This is a genomic window from Nitrospirota bacterium, from assembly GCA_040757595.1.
Taxonomy (GTDB): domain Bacteria; phylum Nitrospirota; class Nitrospiria; order Nitrospirales; family Nitrospiraceae; genus JBFLWP01.
Genome location: JBFLWP010000009.1, coordinates 60,736 through 77,738, shown reverse-complemented (window position 1 = coordinate 77,738; position 17,003 = coordinate 60,736). Strand labels below are relative to the sequence as shown.

At 66.5% G+C, this 17,003-nt stretch carries 20 protein-coding genes; 10 read left to right on the top strand and 10 right to left on the bottom strand.

Annotation, left to right across the window (positions count from 1 at the left end):
• The first annotated feature begins 63 nt into the window (after positions 1–63).
• The 3 genes from AB1411_09910 to AB1411_09900 are packed head-to-tail and all read left to right on the top strand — an operon-like array spanning position 64 to position 1,800.
• The gene (locus AB1411_09910) at positions 64–1,050 is read left to right on the top strand and encodes an NAD-dependent epimerase/dehydratase family protein (GenBank protein MEW6543911.1); all 987 of its coding nucleotides are present in this window, start codon (positions 64–66) and stop codon (positions 1,048–1,050) included.
• A 46-nt stretch (positions 1,051–1,096) separates the two neighbouring features.
• Positions 1,097–1,387 (top strand): type II toxin-antitoxin system prevent-host-death family antitoxin, encoded by a 291-nt coding sequence (locus tag AB1411_09905; protein MEW6543910.1) that lies wholly within the window; start codon positions 1,097–1,099, stop codon positions 1,385–1,387.
• Positions 1,384–1,800, top strand: coding sequence for a type II toxin-antitoxin system VapC family toxin (locus AB1411_09900; GenBank protein ID MEW6543909.1), 417 nt, complete (start codon positions 1,384–1,386; stop codon positions 1,798–1,800). Before AB1411_09905 ends, AB1411_09900 begins: the two co-directional genes overlap by 4 nt.
• 89 nt (positions 1,801–1,889) lie before the next feature.
• Here the strand turns inward: AB1411_09900 and AB1411_09895 are convergent, their stop codons facing one another.
• The 8 genes from AB1411_09895 to AB1411_09860 form a co-directional block, all read right to left on the bottom strand.
• On the bottom strand, positions 1,890–2,129 hold the full coding sequence (locus tag AB1411_09895) for a hypothetical protein (GenBank protein MEW6543908.1): 240 nt from the start codon (positions 2,127–2,129) through the stop codon (positions 1,890–1,892).
• A 73-nt stretch (positions 2,130–2,202) separates the two neighbouring features.
• On the bottom strand, positions 2,203–2,442 hold the full coding sequence (locus AB1411_09890; GenBank protein MEW6543907.1) for a type II toxin-antitoxin system MqsA family antitoxin: 240 nt from the start codon (positions 2,440–2,442) through the stop codon (positions 2,203–2,205).
• Positions 2,442–2,732 carry a DUF4258 domain-containing protein gene (locus tag AB1411_09885; protein MEW6543906.1) on the bottom strand — a complete coding sequence of 97 codons (291 nt, stop codon included), beginning with the start codon at positions 2,730–2,732 and terminating at the stop codon, positions 2,442–2,444. The genes AB1411_09890 and AB1411_09885 overlap by 1 nt, the downstream gene beginning before the upstream one ends.
• A 65-nt stretch (positions 2,733–2,797) precedes the next feature.
• Positions 2,798–3,829 carry a hypothetical protein gene (locus AB1411_09880; GenBank protein ID MEW6543905.1) on the bottom strand — a complete coding sequence of 344 codons (1,032 nt, stop codon included), beginning with the start codon at positions 3,827–3,829 and terminating at the stop codon, positions 2,798–2,800.
• A gap of 63 nt (positions 3,830–3,892) precedes the next feature.
• Positions 3,893–4,468, bottom strand: coding sequence for a hypothetical protein (locus AB1411_09875; protein ID MEW6543904.1), 576 nt, complete (start codon positions 4,466–4,468; stop codon positions 3,893–3,895).
• Between the two features lie 670 nt (positions 4,469–5,138).
• Complete coding sequence (locus tag AB1411_09870; GenBank protein ID MEW6543903.1) at positions 5,139–5,471, bottom strand: arsenosugar biosynthesis-associated peroxidase-like protein; 333 nt, start codon at positions 5,469–5,471, stop codon at positions 5,139–5,141.
• A 109-nt stretch (positions 5,472–5,580) separates the two neighbouring features.
• Positions 5,581–5,871 carry a hypothetical protein gene (locus AB1411_09865; protein ID MEW6543902.1) on the bottom strand — a complete coding sequence of 97 codons (291 nt, stop codon included), beginning with the start codon at positions 5,869–5,871 and terminating at the stop codon, positions 5,581–5,583.
• Positions 5,872–5,951: 80 nt separating this feature from the next.
• Positions 5,952–6,761 (bottom strand): inositol monophosphatase family protein, encoded by an 810-nt coding sequence (locus AB1411_09860; protein ID MEW6543901.1) that lies wholly within the window; start codon positions 6,759–6,761, stop codon positions 5,952–5,954.
• Positions 6,762–6,857: 96 nt separating this feature from the next.
• On the opposite strand from AB1411_09860, the gene AB1411_09855 reads away from it, so the two are divergent.
• From AB1411_09855 to AB1411_09835, 5 genes are all read left to right on the top strand, one after another.
• On the top strand, positions 6,858–7,199 hold the full coding sequence (locus AB1411_09855) for a hypothetical protein (GenBank protein ID MEW6543900.1): 342 nt from the start codon (positions 6,858–6,860) through the stop codon (positions 7,197–7,199).
• 146 nt (positions 7,200–7,345) lie between these two features.
• Positions 7,346–7,744 (top strand): helix-turn-helix transcriptional regulator, encoded by a 399-nt coding sequence (locus AB1411_09850; GenBank protein ID MEW6543899.1) that lies wholly within the window; start codon positions 7,346–7,348, stop codon positions 7,742–7,744.
• A gap of 3 nt (positions 7,745–7,747) precedes the next feature.
• The gene (locus AB1411_09845) at positions 7,748–9,181 is read left to right on the top strand and encodes a TolC family protein (protein ID MEW6543898.1); all 1,434 of its coding nucleotides are present in this window, start codon (positions 7,748–7,750) and stop codon (positions 9,179–9,181) included.
• A 3-nt stretch (positions 9,182–9,184) separates the two neighbouring features.
• Positions 9,185–12,373, top strand: a complete 3,189-nt coding sequence (locus AB1411_09840; protein ID MEW6543897.1) for an efflux RND transporter permease subunit — start codon at positions 9,185–9,187, stop codon at positions 12,371–12,373.
• Positions 12,370–13,515 carry an efflux RND transporter periplasmic adaptor subunit gene (locus AB1411_09835; GenBank protein ID MEW6543896.1) on the top strand — a complete coding sequence of 382 codons (1,146 nt, stop codon included), beginning with the start codon at positions 12,370–12,372 and terminating at the stop codon, positions 13,513–13,515. Before AB1411_09840 ends, AB1411_09835 begins: the two co-directional genes overlap by 4 nt.
• A gap of 27 nt (positions 13,516–13,542) precedes the next feature.
• Here the strand turns inward: AB1411_09835 and AB1411_09830 are convergent, their stop codons facing one another.
• Positions 13,543–14,160: a hypothetical protein gene (locus AB1411_09830; GenBank protein ID MEW6543895.1), complete on the bottom strand. Its 618-nt coding sequence runs from the start codon at positions 14,158–14,160 to the stop codon at positions 13,543–13,545.
• A gap of 332 nt (positions 14,161–14,492) precedes the next feature.
• Between AB1411_09830 and AB1411_09825 the strand changes: the two genes are divergently transcribed.
• Positions 14,493–15,134: a methyltransferase domain-containing protein gene (locus AB1411_09825; protein ID MEW6543894.1), complete on the top strand. Its 642-nt coding sequence runs from the start codon at positions 14,493–14,495 to the stop codon at positions 15,132–15,134.
• A 37-nt stretch (positions 15,135–15,171) separates the two neighbouring features.
• Here AB1411_09825 and AB1411_09820 read toward each other — a convergent pair whose 3' ends face one another.
• Positions 15,172–16,035 carry a hypothetical protein gene (locus AB1411_09820; GenBank protein ID MEW6543893.1) on the bottom strand — a complete coding sequence of 288 codons (864 nt, stop codon included), beginning with the start codon at positions 16,033–16,035 and terminating at the stop codon, positions 15,172–15,174.
• 197 nt (positions 16,036–16,232) lie between these two features.
• Here AB1411_09820 and AB1411_09815 point away from each other — a divergent pair, with 197 nt between their 5' ends.
• Positions 16,233–16,952 (top strand): pirin family protein, encoded by a 720-nt coding sequence (locus tag AB1411_09815; protein MEW6543892.1) that lies wholly within the window; start codon positions 16,233–16,235, stop codon positions 16,950–16,952.
• Positions 16,953–17,003 lie beyond the last annotated feature (51 nt).

Below are 17,003 nucleotides of genomic sequence, written 5' to 3'. Positions count from 1 at the left end.
GAGGTCAAGATGCGGTTTTCGTCCATCCGCCACTTCGCACTTAGAATTTAGCGTTGGTTTCTGATGAAGGTCCTCGTGCTGGGTGCGGCCGGGTTTCTGGGATCGAACCTGGTCCGCGCCCTGTTGGCCCATGGCGATCGGGTCCGCGCCCTTATTCGGCCAGAGAAGGGGGCGCCCTCGCTCGACGGCCTGGCCATCGAACGGGTGGAGGGGGATCTCAACGACGAGCCGTCGCTGGCCCGGGCCTGTGACGGCGTCCAGGTCGTCTATCAGACCGCGAGCTATTACCCGGCGCAGACGATTCCCGCCTCCGCCGCGGTCACGCAGGCGCTGGCCGAGACCCGGAACCTTCTGGCGACGGTCCGGCGCGCTTCGGTCGAGCGGCTGGTTTTCACCAGCACGCTTACGACCATCGGCTTTCCTGCCGATCCGTCCAAGCTGGCGAACGAGGACTGTCCCTTCACGCCGCTCTTCCCGGACAACCCCTACTTGATGGCCAAGATCGCGATGGAGCGCGAAGTGCTGGCGGCGGCCCGGGACGGCGTGCCGGCCGTCGTCGTGAACCCCACCGCCTTCTTCGGCCCCCACGACCGCAAGCCGACGAGCGGCACCCAGATTCTGATGATCGCGAAGCGGCTGATGCCCGGCTACGTCCAGGGTCCGATCAACGTGATTGACGTGCGGGATGTGGCGGCCGGGATGATCCGCGCGGCGGAACGGGGGCGGGTCGGGGAGCGCTACATCCTGGGTAACTGGAACACGACGCAGAAGGAGTTGAACGAGTTGATCGCGAAAGTGGCGGGCGTGCCGGCTCCCCTCTTCCCGGTCCCCTACGAATTGGCGCGCATCGGCTCGAAGCTGGGGGACTGGGCCTTCCGGACCCTTTTGCGGCGGCCGGCGCCGGTGCCCGGCTTCTTCGTCGAGATGCTCCGGCACATGCAGCAGTACGACTGTTCCAAAGCGATCCGCGAGCTGGACTATCCCAGGAACCCGGTCGAAGACGCCATCCGCGACGCGCTTACCTGGTTCCGCACCAACGGGTATCTGTAAAAAGCGAGTCCTGGTCGGGCCGAGCCGTACCAGAATCCTTGCACAGATGACCACTGTTGGCTATGATGTGACCATGAACGGTGTTCGGATCGCCGACCTGAAGAGTCGCCTGAGTGAATACCTCCGGAAAGTGCGCCGAGGCCGGAGTATCACGGTGCTGGATCGTGATACGCCCATCGCGCGCATCCAACCGTATGAGGTCAAAGGCGCCTCGTTGAAAGTCCGGTCACCGCTACCGGGTACCCCGAAGGTCAGCCGCGTGGGGCTGCCACCGCCGTTGTCCGTGCGCAAAGACATCGTGACGCTTCTGCTCGAAGAGAGACAGGGCGAGCGGTGATCGCTTACCTCGATTCGTCGGTTCTCCTGCGCGTCGTCCTCCGTCAACCCAATGCCCTCAAGCAGTGGCCTACCATCGAGCAGGGAATCGGTTCCGCGCTCGTGGAGGTGGAATGTCTGCGGACGCTGGATCGCTTGCGTCTCGCCGAGGGACTCAGCGACGACGAGATCGCCTTGCGACGTGAGGCCGTGTTCCGGCTGGTCGAGGCAATGGAGATCGTGGAGTTCACCCGTCCGGTCCTGTCACGGGCCGCTCAACCGCTTCCGACCGCGCTTGGTACCCTTGACGCGATTCATTTAGCAACAGCGCTACTATGGCAAGAGCGGGCGGGCACCGATCTTGTGATGGCGACCCATGACGGCACGCTGGCGACTGCGGCCAAGGCCAGTGGGTTGCGGGTGGTTGGGATTTGAAGATCGGGAGTCTATATCAAGCGCTTTTTCGCTGCGAGCGAAGCGAGGGGGCTAAGTGGCTTGCTGGCTACTGGATGGCTTCTCCAAATTCACGGGAAATGCCACGCGATTGCCAAAGAACCGCAGCCAAGATCCAGCACGGTCATGCCTGGCTGAAGCCCGAGATGGTCAACGATGACCGCGGCGCGGTTGGTTTTCGTGAAGGGATTGTCGAGCTCAACGCACCAGCGTAACCAGACCGGACAAGGAAGCGACTGGCGGCACGAAACAAAGAGCCACGCGGCAGTGACGACAACGAAAAGGGCTGTGGCGCCGGACAAGAGGAACATAGAAACCGACGCAACAGGATGTGGCTAACGCACAAGGATCACCCGTCATCAAGCGATCGGGTGTATCCGATGGTTAGGCCGCACTTTTCTTGAACGAGGCGACGAGCACGCGCTTTGCCTTCCCCAGGTTGCGCCGATTTTTGCGAATGCGGTCGATCTCGCGGGCTGTGTCAGCGGTGAGGTAGGACTCATGACAACGTGTGCAATGGACGATGGGAATGTTTTCGATAACGACGAGATTATGGCCGCGGCCAAAACTCTTCGTTGTCTTTTTGATGGCGGCGGCCTTGGCGCCGCAGATTTCGCACTTCATCATTTCTTCTCCTCGCGATAGACGGTGATGATGACTACCTTGCCCATCGAACCCATCTTCAAGACGACTCCCACGAGCTCGCCGGCAAGGTCCATTCCGGTGAGCACGTACTTTCGCTCCCTGGTCGCGCGATCGACTTGCCGCTCAACGATTTGGCCTGTGAGTATCACATGTTCGATATCCTCGGCGAGGACCTCATCCTCGCCCATTTCCTCAAGTGCATGAACGGTAAGAACATACTGCCGCTTCCGAACAAGCGAACAGAATCGTTTCAGCTCACGCTCGAACATTCGGAGGCCATGCTACGCTGACCAACTCGTCAGTTCAAGGGATGCATCGCTTGTGCAGGCTAACGTCACGGCTGAGGCGCGGCGCGCAGCGCCGTCTGCTGCATGCTGTTGTTAGACGCCACCGCGCTTCCTGGAGAGGCCCTTGTCCGACAACCACTTGTCCAGCTCCTTGGGGAGGTTGAGGTGACGTCGAGAGTGTCGAATTCGCGATACAGGCGGCCAGTGAGGTCGGTCGGCAGCGTCTTTAGAGTACGGTCCTTCAGGAGAAGGACGTCCTTCCCCATCCCCAACATGTAGCCGACTTCGAGCGACACATTCGGGTTGAAATCATCGGCGGTGATCCGCTCGAAGACTGCCACGCCGAACTCGGACTCATGCATGTAGGCCTTCACGTTCGGAAAGAGATCATCCATGTACTGCTTATCGTCGGCCCGCAGGCCCGTGATTCCGTGTGCATCAAGACCTTCCCTCAGGACGCGAATAATCTCCTCGTGCGCCTTTGTGTTCGCGAACTGCATCATAATGAATGCTACTCGCCGATTTGGATAGTCGACGCGGAACTTCTCAATGCCTGATGCGATCTCTGGGGGCGCTACGGATTGAGGGCTGATCGTCTTCTCCGGCTTCCGTTCGACCTGTAGGATGGAATTCACATACTGCTGAACGATCGTGTCGAGGTGCGACTCCAACTCCGCCGCCGGCAAGCCGACCGGGAAGGGGAACGCCCACGTTACCTCGCCAATCTCGATTCGGACCTGATGTGCCAGTCCACCAAGTTCGAGCCTTCCGTGCGAGGTCAAATCCCGGTAGTTGAGCTGGTTGCCACCGGGGGCGTCGGCGAAGATGACGTGGTAGCGACCAGCATCCTTCCCGACGAACAGGTAGGTGGCCTGCCGAACCTTCAGACGGGAAGCGGGTACCTGGAGGGCTATGGCGTACTTTCGCAGCTTTTCCGCGAACGACTTCAAAACGGCGTTGACGACCTTCTGTTCGCCTTCGGGAAGATCACCACCGATACTGGCCATTCCACCAGACGTGACGAACTCAAGCACTGACATGTATGCGACAGCCTCGTGGCGTCCAACGCGCAGGATCACCCGCGGCGGGAGGCCGTCGGGTGAATCCTGTAGTTAGCATGCCCCGCGTCTTCGTACGCACTGTCACGCTCGGTTCTGGACTCTCCCCCACAGGTCCATACTGATTCCGTCGAGACAATCGCCAATCGACGTGATCGTTGCGCTGAGCGCCTTGAGACCGATAACCAGGTGTTCGAAGATCGGACGGTCGTTGCAATCACGGCCATAGCGAAAGCTTTCCGAGTTTGGATCGATCTGGTGCAGGTCGCTGACGCACTCTGCGATGGTGGCGAATTCCGCTGGGGCCGGAGACCCGTAGATGGCGCTGCACAGCCGCTGGACTTCCGCCCAGAGGCGGTCAAGATCGTGTCCGCGTCGCCATTGGGCTCGTTCATCCGACAGCACCTGACCGTAGACGATGATATCCTTGAAGCGGAGTTCAAGATAGTGCCGAAAGAGGAAGAGTATTGGAAGTACGACACTGTCCCGTTCGCCCGCGGTTCCATCGGGATCGGTGAGGAATCGGTGGAGCAGTGTCTCCGCCGCCTGTCGATACCCGGCCGCGTGAAAGTCGCCGACTCCGGTCCAGTGGTCGAGAACCGCATTGAACCTGATCTCGTGGTTCGCGGTCAGGACTCTAAGCGGATTCGAACTCGCCATCGTCTACACCCACCAGGGCAGCCATCGCGGCATCGGCGTTTTGCCTTGTCTTGCTAACTAATAAGTGAACCGCTTAGGTCCTGCGATACACGCGCGGTTTATCTCGTTCCATATCCCAAGCGTCCATCCTGGAAACGTCCGCAATATCCGCCCCTTGTGTGGCTTTGTCAAGATGGCGCGGGCTGGGATAGACGGCAAAGCCGAGCGGTGTATCCAGATATTAGCCCATGGGCTGGTCGGAGGCGGTCAGAAGGGAAACACAGGGACCGCTACTCTGTGTGAAGCTGTGTGTCAACTTGCAGGATGTGTCTGCAATTCAGCGAAGACTCGGCAGAGTGGTGGGATACCATCTGTGGTGAGAACGGGCAACAGGCTTGTGAGCGGCCTGTTGCCCGTTCTCACTTCCTTTTTTGGCGGCTGGCAGAGCGGGTGGCGCGGCGAGCAGGGCCCCCGCCGCCCGCAGCGGAAGGGGCGAACAGCCAAATGGTTGTCATCTCGCACGGTCACAAAGCACCCGCGAAATGCCACACTGCGAAGCGACTCCCACGGGGGGATGGGTGGAGCGAGGACGGCGGGGGTGCTCGCCGCGACAGGACCCGCTCGACGTTCTGTTCAGATTCATGCCGACGCCGGAGCTATCCGCCGTTTGTCAGCCGCGCGTTCCCCGCTTCTACATCGACAGCCTCTCGGCCACGTTGCGCATCTGGACGCCGTGGACGAGCGAGGCGCCGCCGCGGAGCGCGCAGGCCACGTGGACCGCCTCGGTCATCTCCTCGACGTTGGACCCCTTTTCCAGACAGGCCTGCGTGTAGGCGTCGATGCAGTAGGGACACTGCACCGCGTGGGCGACGCCCAGCGCGATCAGGGCCTTCTCCCGCTCGGTCAGCGCCCCCTCGGCGAAGACGGCGGAATAATAGCTCTGGAACTTGTCCCACAGGTCCTTGTTGCCCTTCCCCATGTCGGCGAACTTGCCGAGATCGGCCGGATGGTAATAGGTCTCCATATAGAACTCCTACGTGATGAGTGACGCATGATGGGTGATGAGTAAGCGATGATGGTCGAGGTGGACGGTCTCCGGTCACCCGTCACGAATCACCCTTCACCCATCACCGTTAGGCGGTACCCGGACGGTCCGGCTCGGCCTCGGCGAGCACTTGCGCGAAGCGGCTTCCCACGAGGCCGGTGGCCTTGGCCATCAGCTCCGAGAGCTCCTGCCATTCCTGCGGCAGCAGGTCCCGCTTCATCAGGGGATGGATCGCCCACTGGGCGCTCACCTGCTGGCCGTTCCGCGTCACCACGACCTTGAGCAGCTCGATTTCCCGCGCGCGGCCTTCGGGAGCCGGCCCGCCGTTGCCGGGCTGGCCTTCGGGCGGCGGACCTGACGGGGGGGCCTGGCGTGCCATGTCTTGTTTCCTCCGGTTCTCGAATCGGGCTCCCATCATACCGCATCGGCGGAGCCCAAGGGAACGAGGAGCGTGGCCGGTCAGGCCTTGGCGAGGATCTTCAGCATGGCCTCGTGGATCAGGCCGTTGGTGGCGACGATCGAAGGTTCGTAGATCGAGTAGGGCTCGCCCTTGAAGTCGGTCGCGCGGCCTCCCGCTTCCCGCAGGATGACGAGCCCGGCGGCCGTGTCCCACGGCTGCAGCTTCAGCTCCCAGAAACCGTCGAAGCGGCCGGCCGCCACATAGCACAGGTCCAGCGCGGCCGCGCCGGTCCGGCGCACGCCCTGGGCCCGCAGGGCGAAGCGGGAAAAGTGGTCCAGGTTGTTCTCCGGGCTTTCGCGGATGTCGTAGGCGAAGCCCGTCACGAGCAAGGCGGCGTTCACGGTCGGCGTCGCGGACACCCGCAGCGGCTTCCCGTTCAGGAAGGCCCCGCGGCCCGCCTCCCCCACGAACAGCTCGTCGCGCGTCGGGTCGAGGACCGCGCCGAGGATCACCTCGCCCCGATACTCCAGGCCGATGGACACGCAGTAGGCCGGAAACCCGTGCGCGAAGTTGGTCGTCCCGTCCAGCGGATCAATCACCCACCGGTAGGCTGCGTCCGCGCCCCGCTCCATGCCCCGCTCCTCGGCCAGGATCTGGTGATCCGGCCAGGCCTTGCGGATCGCGTCCACGACGGCCTGCTCGGCGCGCCGGTCCGCGTCGGTGACCAGGTTCACCGTGTCCTTGTACTCGACGCGAAACCCGGCTCGCGCACAGTCCGTCAGGACGGCTCCGGCGGTCCTGGCCGCTTCGAGCAGGGTCGCCTTCAACTGGTCCCGCAGAGCAGGAGGAGGCAGCGCGGCAATCGGCATGGGCGCATCATACCATGTTCTTTGCATACCCAGGGCGCCCTTGCCGGAACGAGCCCGGCTGCGCTATCGTCCAGAGCGCGGCTCCCGGAGGCGTGGATGGCCACAATTGAAAAACCGGGCTCGGACGACGTGCTGCGGCTGTGCGCCGAGTTCCGTCGGCATCTGGAGGTCTTCTACGCCCGCTTGAAGCTGGCCCCGCCCTATCACAGCGTCGAGAAGGCGGTGGCCCGGCTGTCCGCCACCTTGAACGGGCTGCCGCCGACGGAGCGCGCCCGCTTGGCCGCCGACCCGGCGCTCAAGTGGAGTCGCTTCCGCGACGCCTTCGTCGAGTCCGGCCTGCACCAGAAACATCGCGGCATCATCGCCGGCCTCGCCCGATCCGGCCGGGCCGACCTGCCCGCCGACTACCGCTCTCTCCTCGAGGCCTTTCTCTCCTGAGACAGTTCCCTCTCCGTCCTTCGCCCCGAGCTCGGCAGACTCGGGTCTCGATCCTTCAGGAGGCCGGCTCAAAAAGGTTGACATTTGAAATATCGGCCTTTAGTATCGCAATTCGATATCGGTGATCGTAATCAAGGAGGCGGCCCATGGCACGTGCGGCGAACCCGTCGGCGCGTTCTTCGGTTGAAGCTGACGGCCAGGCCCGGTCCCGTCTGGCCGAACGTCTGATGCGGCAGCTCTTCCTGGGGTTCGTGCGGACCCACATCCTCTATCACGCGGCCTCCGAGTCGGTTTGCGGCGTGGACCTGTCCGAGGAATTGGCCCGGCACGGGTACCGGCTCAGCCCCGGCACGCTGTACCCGATGCTCCACGGGCTCGAGGCCGAGGGCTACTTGCGGTGCGCGTCGGAGCTGCACGCCGGCCGCCGGCGGAAGTGCTACCGGATCACGGCGACGGGCCGCTGGGCCCTCGGGCAGGCCCGGAAGCAGATCAAGGAGCTGGTCGAGGAGGTGCTGGAGGATCGCCATGCCCGGCGCGGAGCCTGACGGATGGAGCGGATCGTGAGTCAGCCGGTCGCGCTGGTGATGGCCCTGCTCGCGTTCGTCCGGTGGGCCGAGGCCGGTCTTGCGAGCGCCCAGCCGCCTGAGCTGCCTCCCTCGCCGCTCGCGGTGGATCAGGCCATCCAGTACGGGCTCGATCACTACCCGTCCATTCGCGCCTCGGTCGCACGGATCGCTTCGGCCAGGGCCGGAATCGACCTGGCGCGCACGGCCTACCTCCCGCGGGTGGAAATGGGCATCCAGGAGAACATGGCCACCTTCAACAAGGAGTCCGGTCTGTTCTTCATGACTCCCTACACGCCCCCCATCTGGGGCCGCCAGGGTGATTCTATTTCCTATCGGGGTGCCTGGGGCAGCGCGGCCGGCACCGCGGCGGCCTGGGAGCCGTTCGACTTCGGCCTGCGGGCGGCGAACGTGGATTCGGCGCGCGCCGTCGAGCGGCAGCAGGCGTTGGGCCTGGCCGTCACGCAGCTCGACGTGGGGCTGAACGTCGGGGACGCGTTTTTCGGGCTCCTGATGGCGCAGCAGACCGTGGAGGCGATGAAGGCGAACGTGGAGCGGCGGCAGGTCTTCGCCAACACCGTCGGCGTCCTGGTCAAGAGCGGGCTGAGGCCCGGCGTGGACGCGTCGCGCGCCCAGGCCGAGCTGGCCATGGCGCGCACGCAGTTGATCCAGGCCGAGCAGGCGGCGGACGTGGCCAAGGCGACGCTCGCCGAAGTCATGGGCCTGGCCGGGTATCCGGTCGAGGTGCAGACGGACCCGTTGCTGAGCCTGCCGGAGGCCCGCACGCTGCCAGACCCGGCCCCTTGGGCCCATCCCTGGGCCACGGCCCAGAAGGCGGCGGCGGACGTCTACGGGAAGCGGAAGGACGCGTTGGACCGGGCCTGGGTCCCGCGGTTCGACCTCCTCGGGATCTTCTTCAGCCGCGGGAGCAATTGGGACCGGAGCGGCACCCCGAGGCCTGGCGCCAGCGGGATGTTCCCGGACGTCCCCAATTGGGCCGCGGGGCTGGAGGTGAATTTCTCCCTGATGGACTTCGCTTCGATCCGCGCGAAACGCCTCGCCGAGCAGCAGAACGAGCAGGCCGAGCTCGCGATCTACGAGCAGGTGCTCCAAGCCCTGACCGGCAAGCATCAGAAAGCCGCTGCGACGGTCATGGGCGCTCGCCGGGTGGCCGAGAACACGCCGATCCAGCTCGCCGCGGCCCGCGACACCGAGTCGCAGGCGCGGGCCCGCTACCAGTCGGGGCTGGCGACGGTGGTCGAGGTGGCCGAGGCCCAGCAACTGGTCGTGCAGGCCTCCATTGACGATGCCCTGGCGCGCCTGGGGGTCTGGCGCTCGCTCCTGGGGTTCGCCGGCGCGCGGGGCGATCTGGGACCGTTCCTGGACCTGGTGCGGACGGCCGCCGCGAGGGGGAAGTAACCCATGTGGCTCATGCTCGGCGCCATGCGGCGCCCGATCACGGTGCTCGTCGCGGTGGTGGCGATCGCGCTCTGCTGTGCCCTGGCCCTCACCCGGATGCCGATCGACATTTTCCCCGAGCTGGGACTGCCGGCAATCTACGTGGCCCAGCCCTACTCCGGCATGGACCCATCCCAGATGGAAGGCTACCTCGTGTCCTTTTACGAGTACCACTTCCTTTACATCACCGGCATCGAGCACGTGGAGTCCAAGTCCGTCCAGGGGGCTGCGCTGATCAAGCTGTTCTTCCATCCCGGCACGGACATGAACCAGGCCCTGGCCCAAACCGTGGCCTACGTCAACCGCTCCTGGGCCTTCATGCCTCCGGGCACGGTGCCGCCCTTCATCGTGCGCTTCGACGCGGGCAGCGTGCCGGTGGGCTCGCTCATCTTCCGGAGCGAGACGCGAAGCCTCGGGGAGATCCAGGACCTGGCTCTCTTCCGAGTCCGCCCCATGTTCGCCACCCTCCCCGGCGTGTCGGCGCCGCCGCCCTTCGGCGGAAACGCCCGCACGATCGTCGTCCACGTGGACCCGGAGCGGATGCGCGCCTACCGGATGTCTCCGGAGGAGGTCGTGCAGGCGGTGAACAAGGGGAACGTGGTGGCGCCGGCCGGCAACGTCCGGATCGGCGACCTGACGACGATCGCGTCGGTCAACGCCGTGATCCCGTCGGTCCGCGAGTTCGGCGACCTCCCGATCCGGGCCGGCGCCGGCGCCACCGTGTACCTGCGCGACATCGGCTACGTCGAGAACGGCACGGACATCCTCACCTCCTACGCGCTGGTCAACGGGCACCGGGCGGTTTACATCCCCGTGACCAAGCGGGCCGACGCCTCCACGCTGGCCGTGGTCAACCGGGTCAAGGAGGCGATTCCCCGGTTCCAGTCGCTGGTCCCGGAGGACATCGCGATCAGCTTCGAATTCGACCAGTCCGTCTTCATCAAGAACGCGGTGCGGTCGCTCGTGACCGAAGGGGCGCTCGGCGCCGTGCTGACCGGGCTCATGGTCCTGCTCTTCCTGCGGGAGTGGCGGAGCGCCCTGATCGTGCTGCTCACGATCCCGTTCGCGCTGCTCTCCGCCGTCGTCGCGCTTTGGGCGGTCGGCCAGACGATCAACGTCATGACGCTCGGCGGGCTCGCCCTGGCCGTGGGCGTCCTCGTGGACGAGTCCACCGTCGCGATCGAGAACATCCACGTCCACCTGGCCCGGGGGCAGGCGCCAGCCCGGGCAGCGCTGGATGCGGGACGCGAGGTGCTCGTGCCCCGGCTGGTGGCCATGCTCAGCGTGCTCGCCGTCTTCATCCCCTCGTTCTTCATGGTGGGCGTGGGCAAGGCCCTCTTCGTGCCGCTCGCGCTCGCGGTCGGGTTCGCGATGGCGGCCTCGTATCTGCTGGCCAGCACGTTCGTGCCCGTGCTCGCGACCTGGCTGTTGCGCCACGAGCACGGGGCCGCGCCCTCGGAGGGCCGGCTCTCGTTCGCCTCCTTCCAGGCCGCCTACGGCCGCCTGCTCCGGACGCTGCTCGTCTGGCGCTGGCCGGTGGTGGGCGCGTACCTGGTCGCTTCGGGGCTCGTCATCGTCTGGCTGTCGGGCCGGATGGGGATGGAACTGTTTCCGGCGGTGGACACGGGACAGTTCCAGTTGCGGCTGCGCGCACCGGACGGGACCAGGATCGAGCGGACCGAGGTCCTGGCTCGGCAGGTGCTGGAGGCGATCAAGGCGGAGGCCGGCCCGGAGAACGTCTCGATCTCGCAAGGCTTCGTCGGGGTGCAGCCGGCCAGCTATCCCGTGAACACGATCCACCTCTGGACCAGCGGGCCGCACGAAGCGGTCCTCCTCGTGGCCTTGAAACCGGACAGCGGCATCGCGGTCGAGGAGTTGAAAGAGCGGCTGCGCCGGAAGCTGCCCGCGCTGATTCCGGGCACGCGCTACTCCTTCGAGGCCGGGGACATCGTGGGCCAGGCGATGAGCATGGGGTCCCCCACCGCGATCGAGGTAGCGATCAGCGGGCCCAAGCTGGAGGCGAACCGCGCCTACGCCGAGCGGCTCATGCAGGAGCTGGGGCAGATTCAGACTCTGCGGGACCTCCAGTACGGACAGCCGCTGGATTATCCCACGGTGGAGGTGTCGGTGGACCGGGTCCGGGCCGGGCAACTGGGCGTGAACATGGCGGACGTCGCCCGCGCACTCGTGTCGGCCACCTCCTCCAGCCGCTTCGTCCAGCCGATCTTCTGGCGGGATCCGACCTCCGGGAACGCCTACCAGGTCCAGATCGAGATTCCGCAGTTCCAGATGGCCAGCCTCGAGGACGTGCAGAACATCCCCGCGATGCCGACGGGCGCGCTCCGCCCGCTGATCCAGGACGTGGCCCACGTGGCCCAGGGCACGATGATCGGCGAGTACGCCCGCTACAACATGCAGCGGATGATGACCGTCACCGCGAACGTGGCCGGCGAGGACCTGGGCCGGGCGGCCCGCCGGGTCGAGGCCGCGATCGCGCGCCTGGGACAGCCGCCCCGCGGCGTGACCGTGACGGTCCGCGGCCAGGTGGCGCCGATGCGCCAGACCCTGGACGGGCTGAAGGCGGGGCTGGGGCTCGCGATCGCCGTCATCTTCCTGCTGCTCGCGGCCAACTTCCAGTCCCTGCGCGACGCGCTGGTCGTCCTGTCCACGATGCCGGCCGTGCTGGTCGGCATCCTCGTCGCCCTGCTGCTCACCCACACGACGCTCAACGTCCAGTCCTTCCTCGGGGCGATCATGGCCACGGGGGTCGCCGTCGCCAACGCGATCCTGCTCGTGTCGTTCGCGGAGACGAGGCGGCGCGAGGACCTTCCGGCGCCGGAGGCTGCGGTCGAGGGCGCCAAGGGCCGGCTGCGGCCGATCCTCATGACCAGCATGGCCATGATCGCGGGGATGGTTCCGATGGCCATGGCCATCGGCACGGGCGGCGAGCAGACCGCCCCGTTGGGCCGGGCCGTCATCGGCGGGCTCCTCGCCGCGACGGTGGCGACGCTGACAGTGCTCCCGCTCGTCTTTACGCTGATCAAGGGCCGAGCCTCGGCCTTCTCCCCGTCCCTGGACCCAGACGATCCCCAGAGCGCCTATCACGATGAGCCGGGACGCCCGTCGGCCGTTGAAGGAGCCGCTGAATCATGAGCCGAGTGCAAGTCGTCACGGGCGTCGCCGTGGGCCTGTTCCTTATCGTCGCACTCCTGCTCGTGCTGCGCAGGGACGGGGACTCCACCGCCAAGCCATCCGGGGAGCCGCCGTCCGCGCCCGCGGTCCGACAGGAGACGCCGCCGGCCAGGCCGCAGCCGGACGGCGAGCCGGTCGTGGAGGTGGTGCCCGTCGTCGAGCAGACGTTGAACCGGACGGTCCGCCTGCCCGGTGAGCTGCAGCCGTTCCTCAGCGTAGACCTCTACCCGAAGGTGACGGGGATCATCGAGTGGATCGGCGTGGATCGGGGCTCGCGGGTCAAAAAGGGAGAGGTGCTCGTGCGTCTGGTCGCCCCCGAGCTCACGACGCAGCGCCTGGAGGCCGAGGCGAAGCTCCATGCGGACCAGGTCACCTACGAGCGGCTGCGCACCGCCTCGGCCACGCCGGGCGTGGTCGCGCCCAACGACCTGGAGGTCTCGCAGAAGACCGTGGAAGCGGATCGGGCCCGGGTGAGGACCCTCAAGGAGATGGAGGGATACCTGATCATCGCCGCGCCCTTCGACGGTGTCGTCACCGAGCGACACATGCATCCGGGCGCGCTGGTCGGGCCTCAAGGAGGCGGGCCGGGGGGCACCGAGCACATGCTGCACGTCGAGCAGACCTCGCATCTCCGCCTCATGGTCCCCGTCCCGGAGGCCTACGTCGGCGGCCTCGCGCCGGGCGAGACGGTTCCCTTCACCGTGCCGGCCTATCCGGCCGAGACCTTCCGGGGCACGATCGCCCGGATCGCCCAATCGGTGGACGTCAAGACGCGCACGATGCCGGTCGAGTTGGACGTGGCCAATCCCTCTGAGCGCCTGGCCCCGGGGATGTTCCCGGAAGTGGAGTGGCCGGTCCGCCGCTCTCGCCCGAGCCTGTTCGTCCCGGCCAAAGCCGTCGTCACCACGACCGAGCTGACCTTCGTCATCCTGATCCGCGACGGGAAGGCGGAGTGGGTGACCGTGCGGCGGGGGCAACCGTCGGGCAGTCTCGTGGAAGTCTTCGGCGACCTCAAGGCCGGCGATCAGGTGGTGCTTCGCGGCACCGACGAGTTGCGGTCCGGCACGAGGGTGACCGCTCGGGTCGTCCCGCCGCCCGGGTAGCACGGGGACGGGGCAGGCTCGCGGCAGTCAGTTTTGCAGGAGCGCGCCGCGCAGATCCTGGTAGGCCAGGGTCAACCGCTGGTCCTCCAGACGGTAGGCCACGAGGACCGTGACCAGGCCGAAGGCCAGGACGAGCAGCCCCAGGCCGACGATTCCCAGTCCCATCAACAGGCTCCCGAGCGACGCCAGCCCCCCCTCGATCAGGAACGCGACGGCGAAGGCCAGCGTGCCGACCCCCACGAGCAGGAACCAGATCAGCGTGAGGACCGCGGAGGACCAGGGGACGCGCTTGACGCAGGTCGCGCGCACGGCTTCCCCGTCCGGCTCCAGCTCGACGGAGCCCTTGATCGGCCAGGCCGTGCGGAACCGGCGGGAAAGGAGTCCATACTGCGGGCGCAGCAGGATGCGCCGCTCCTCGGCGAACAGGCGCGCGACGCCGTTCGGCAGTTGCAGCACGCCGCCCCGGTCGAACCGCTCGCGGAGGGCGGCGAGCGGCGGGAAGGGCGACGGGTCCTGCACCAGGCCGACCCGGCAGCCGTAGCGGCTGCTCGCAACCGTCAGGCTGGTGAAGTGGAACCAGTCGCCCAGCACCAGGGCCAGAATCAGGAGTCCTGCGAAGAGCCCGGCGAGCACCATCGGGGGCACGATACCACACCGTTCAGGAGATCGGAAGGCGCGAGGTTCGAGGCACGGGGCAAGGAAGCCGTGACGCATCACGCGTGACGGTCCCCTGAGCCTCGTGCCCCGCGCCCCTGGCCCCGCACCTGCGCCAGTCCGTTGACTCTTTCGGCGAACTTCGGTAGAGTACCACCCGTTTTTTTGCGCAGGCGGGCCTCCTCGATAACGCTTCACGATCCGGGTTTCCCGCCTTCGTGAGGATTTCCCGCTCACCACATCGTCGCGATGCCTGCTCCCGCGGCCGTGGTTCAGGCCGGGGCGGATTTGTGGCACTGGCACGGGCGTGAGACGGAGGGCGTATGGATCTGGAGAAAGTCGAACGGGTCTACTCGAATTACGCGGGCTTCTACGATCAGGTCTTCGGCCGGATCTTCCACGAGTCGCGCGAGGCGGCGGTCCGCCGCCTGGGCGTCAAACCCGGCGAGCAAATCCTGGAAGTCGGGGTGGGCACGGGCCTCTCCCTGCCCGTCTACCCCCGCCACTGCCGCGTGGTGGGAATCGACCTCTCCGCCGGCATGCTGGAGAAGGCGGAGGCGCGGGTCCGGGCCTACGGCCTCCAGCACGTGGAGCTGGTCCGCATGGACGCCGGCCGGATGGAGTTCCCGGACGACGCCTTCGACACGGTCATGGCCGCCTACGTCGTCACCGCCGTGCCGGACTACCGCAAGGTCGTCAACGAAATGATCCGCGTCTGCCGTCCGGGCGGGCGCATCGTCATGCTGAACCACTTCAGCAACGGCAACAAGCTGATCGCCGCGGTCGAAAAGGCGATCTCCCCGCTCTGCAAGCACATCGGGTTCCGGACCGATCTCGCGCTGAGCCACGTGCTGGAAGGGACGTCGCTGCTGGTGGCGAGGAAGGAAAAGGTCAACCCGCTGCGGTTCTGGCACCTGGTCGAGTGCGTGAATCGGAAGAACGGCTCCGCCGCGGCCTCCCACTAGCCGAACCGCTCCCTGCAGGTCTTCTCCCCCAAACAGATCAACTGAAATCGGACGCGCGGTCCCACCGGCCCCGTCCGTGCGAGGCGAGCCATTCCTCGCCCCCCATGACCTGGTTGCCGGCCAGGCAGGTGCCGGGGAAGGTGCGGGCGATGAGGTCGGCCAGGGCGCTCAGCAGCCGGCAGGCGCCGAGCTCGTGGGGATCGGCGGCCCGCAGGGTGATCACGAAGTCGCTGCCGTCGAGCGGGCCATAGGCCTGGATCAGGACGCCGCCCGGCGCCTCCGGGCCGCGCTGGAGCAGGCTTAGGTCGGAGGCTGGCGCGAGGACCCCGCCCCACCGCAGCGCCGCGTGGGAAGCGGCCGACCGTTTGAGCTCCCGCCAGACGCAGGGCAGTCCCGCCTGATCGAGGTGCTCCAGGAACCAGGCCACGGCCGGCAGCTCGCCGGCTGGAGCCTGGAACGTCCATTCGGTCATGCCCAGCCCGGTCGGCTTGGGCGGGCCGGGCGTGGAGACCTCTTCCAGCTCGGCCTCGTCGCAGACGACGTAGAGCTCCCCGCACGGGTCGAACCAGAAGCGCAGCCGGCCGCCGGAGGCCTCCGCATGGATCACGCCGATCTCGGAGCAGTCGGCCCCCTCCTGCTCAAAGACGGAGAAGTCGGTCGCGCCGGTCATGGTCAGCTTGGCCACGCGGGAGACCGTGAAGAGGCCGACGGTGCCCCGCACCACCAGGTGATACCGGATGATGGCCGTGACAATGGTGCCCGCCGTCACCTCCCGGCCTGAGTCCTCGTCCAGGAGCCGCTTCTTCTGGATGTGGAGGTCCGTGACCTGCCCGCCCTGGAAGGAACGGGTGTGCTCCAGCAACCAGGCCAGATCCTCGGCGCTCTTGATCCGGTGCCTCATGGCGCCATTGTAACGCAGCCCGCGCGCCGGAGGCCAGAGGGAATACGGTGGAGTGACGCGGACTTGCGCCGCCGCCGTCAATCCCGCGCGAGCCTCGCCCGGAAGGCGGGATAGTCGAAGGGGTTGATTATAGTTCTAACTAGGATTATTATGACCAGTACGGCTTGACCCATGCAGGGTCGGGAAAGGAGGCCGCCATGACCAGGCCCGCCATCGACATCCGGCGCAGCCACGAGCGGTTCCACACGAAGATCGGCTGGCTCGACTCACGGCACAGCTTCAGCTTCGCGGACCACTATGATCCGCGGAACGTCCGCCACGGGCTCCTGCTCGTGAGCAACGACGACGTGATCAAGGCCGGCACGGGCTTCCGCACCCACCCGCACCAGGACATGGAGATCGTCACCTGGGTCCTGGACGGGGAGGTCGAGCACAAGGATTCGGTCGGGAACAGGGGGATCATCTATCCCGGCCTGGCCCAGCGGATGAGCGCGGGGACCGGCATCTGGCACTCGGAGATGAATCCGCGGCTGGACAAGGATCTGCACCTGATTCAGATGTGGGTGCTCCCGGACCGGGAGCGGATCACCCCCGGCTACGAGCAGGTGGACATCTCGGCCGAGTTGGCCAAGGGCGGGCTGGTGCCGATCGCCTCGGGCCGCGGACATGAGGCGGCGATCTCGATCCGGCAGAAGGGCGCGGTCCTCTGGGGCGGGCGACTCAAGCCTGGCGAGACGGTCGCGGTGCCCGACGCCCGGTTCGTCCACCTCTACGTCGCGGGGGGAGCCGCCGATCTGGAGGGAGCGGGACCGCTCGACACCGGAGACGCGGTCCGTCTGACTTCGGCCGGGGACCGGAGACTGACCGCCGACGGCCAAACAGGAGCCGAGGTCCTGATCTGGGAGATGGGTGCGTGAGCCAAGCCACACGAGGGATGGAGGAGATCATGACAGCCCACGAGGTTGGGG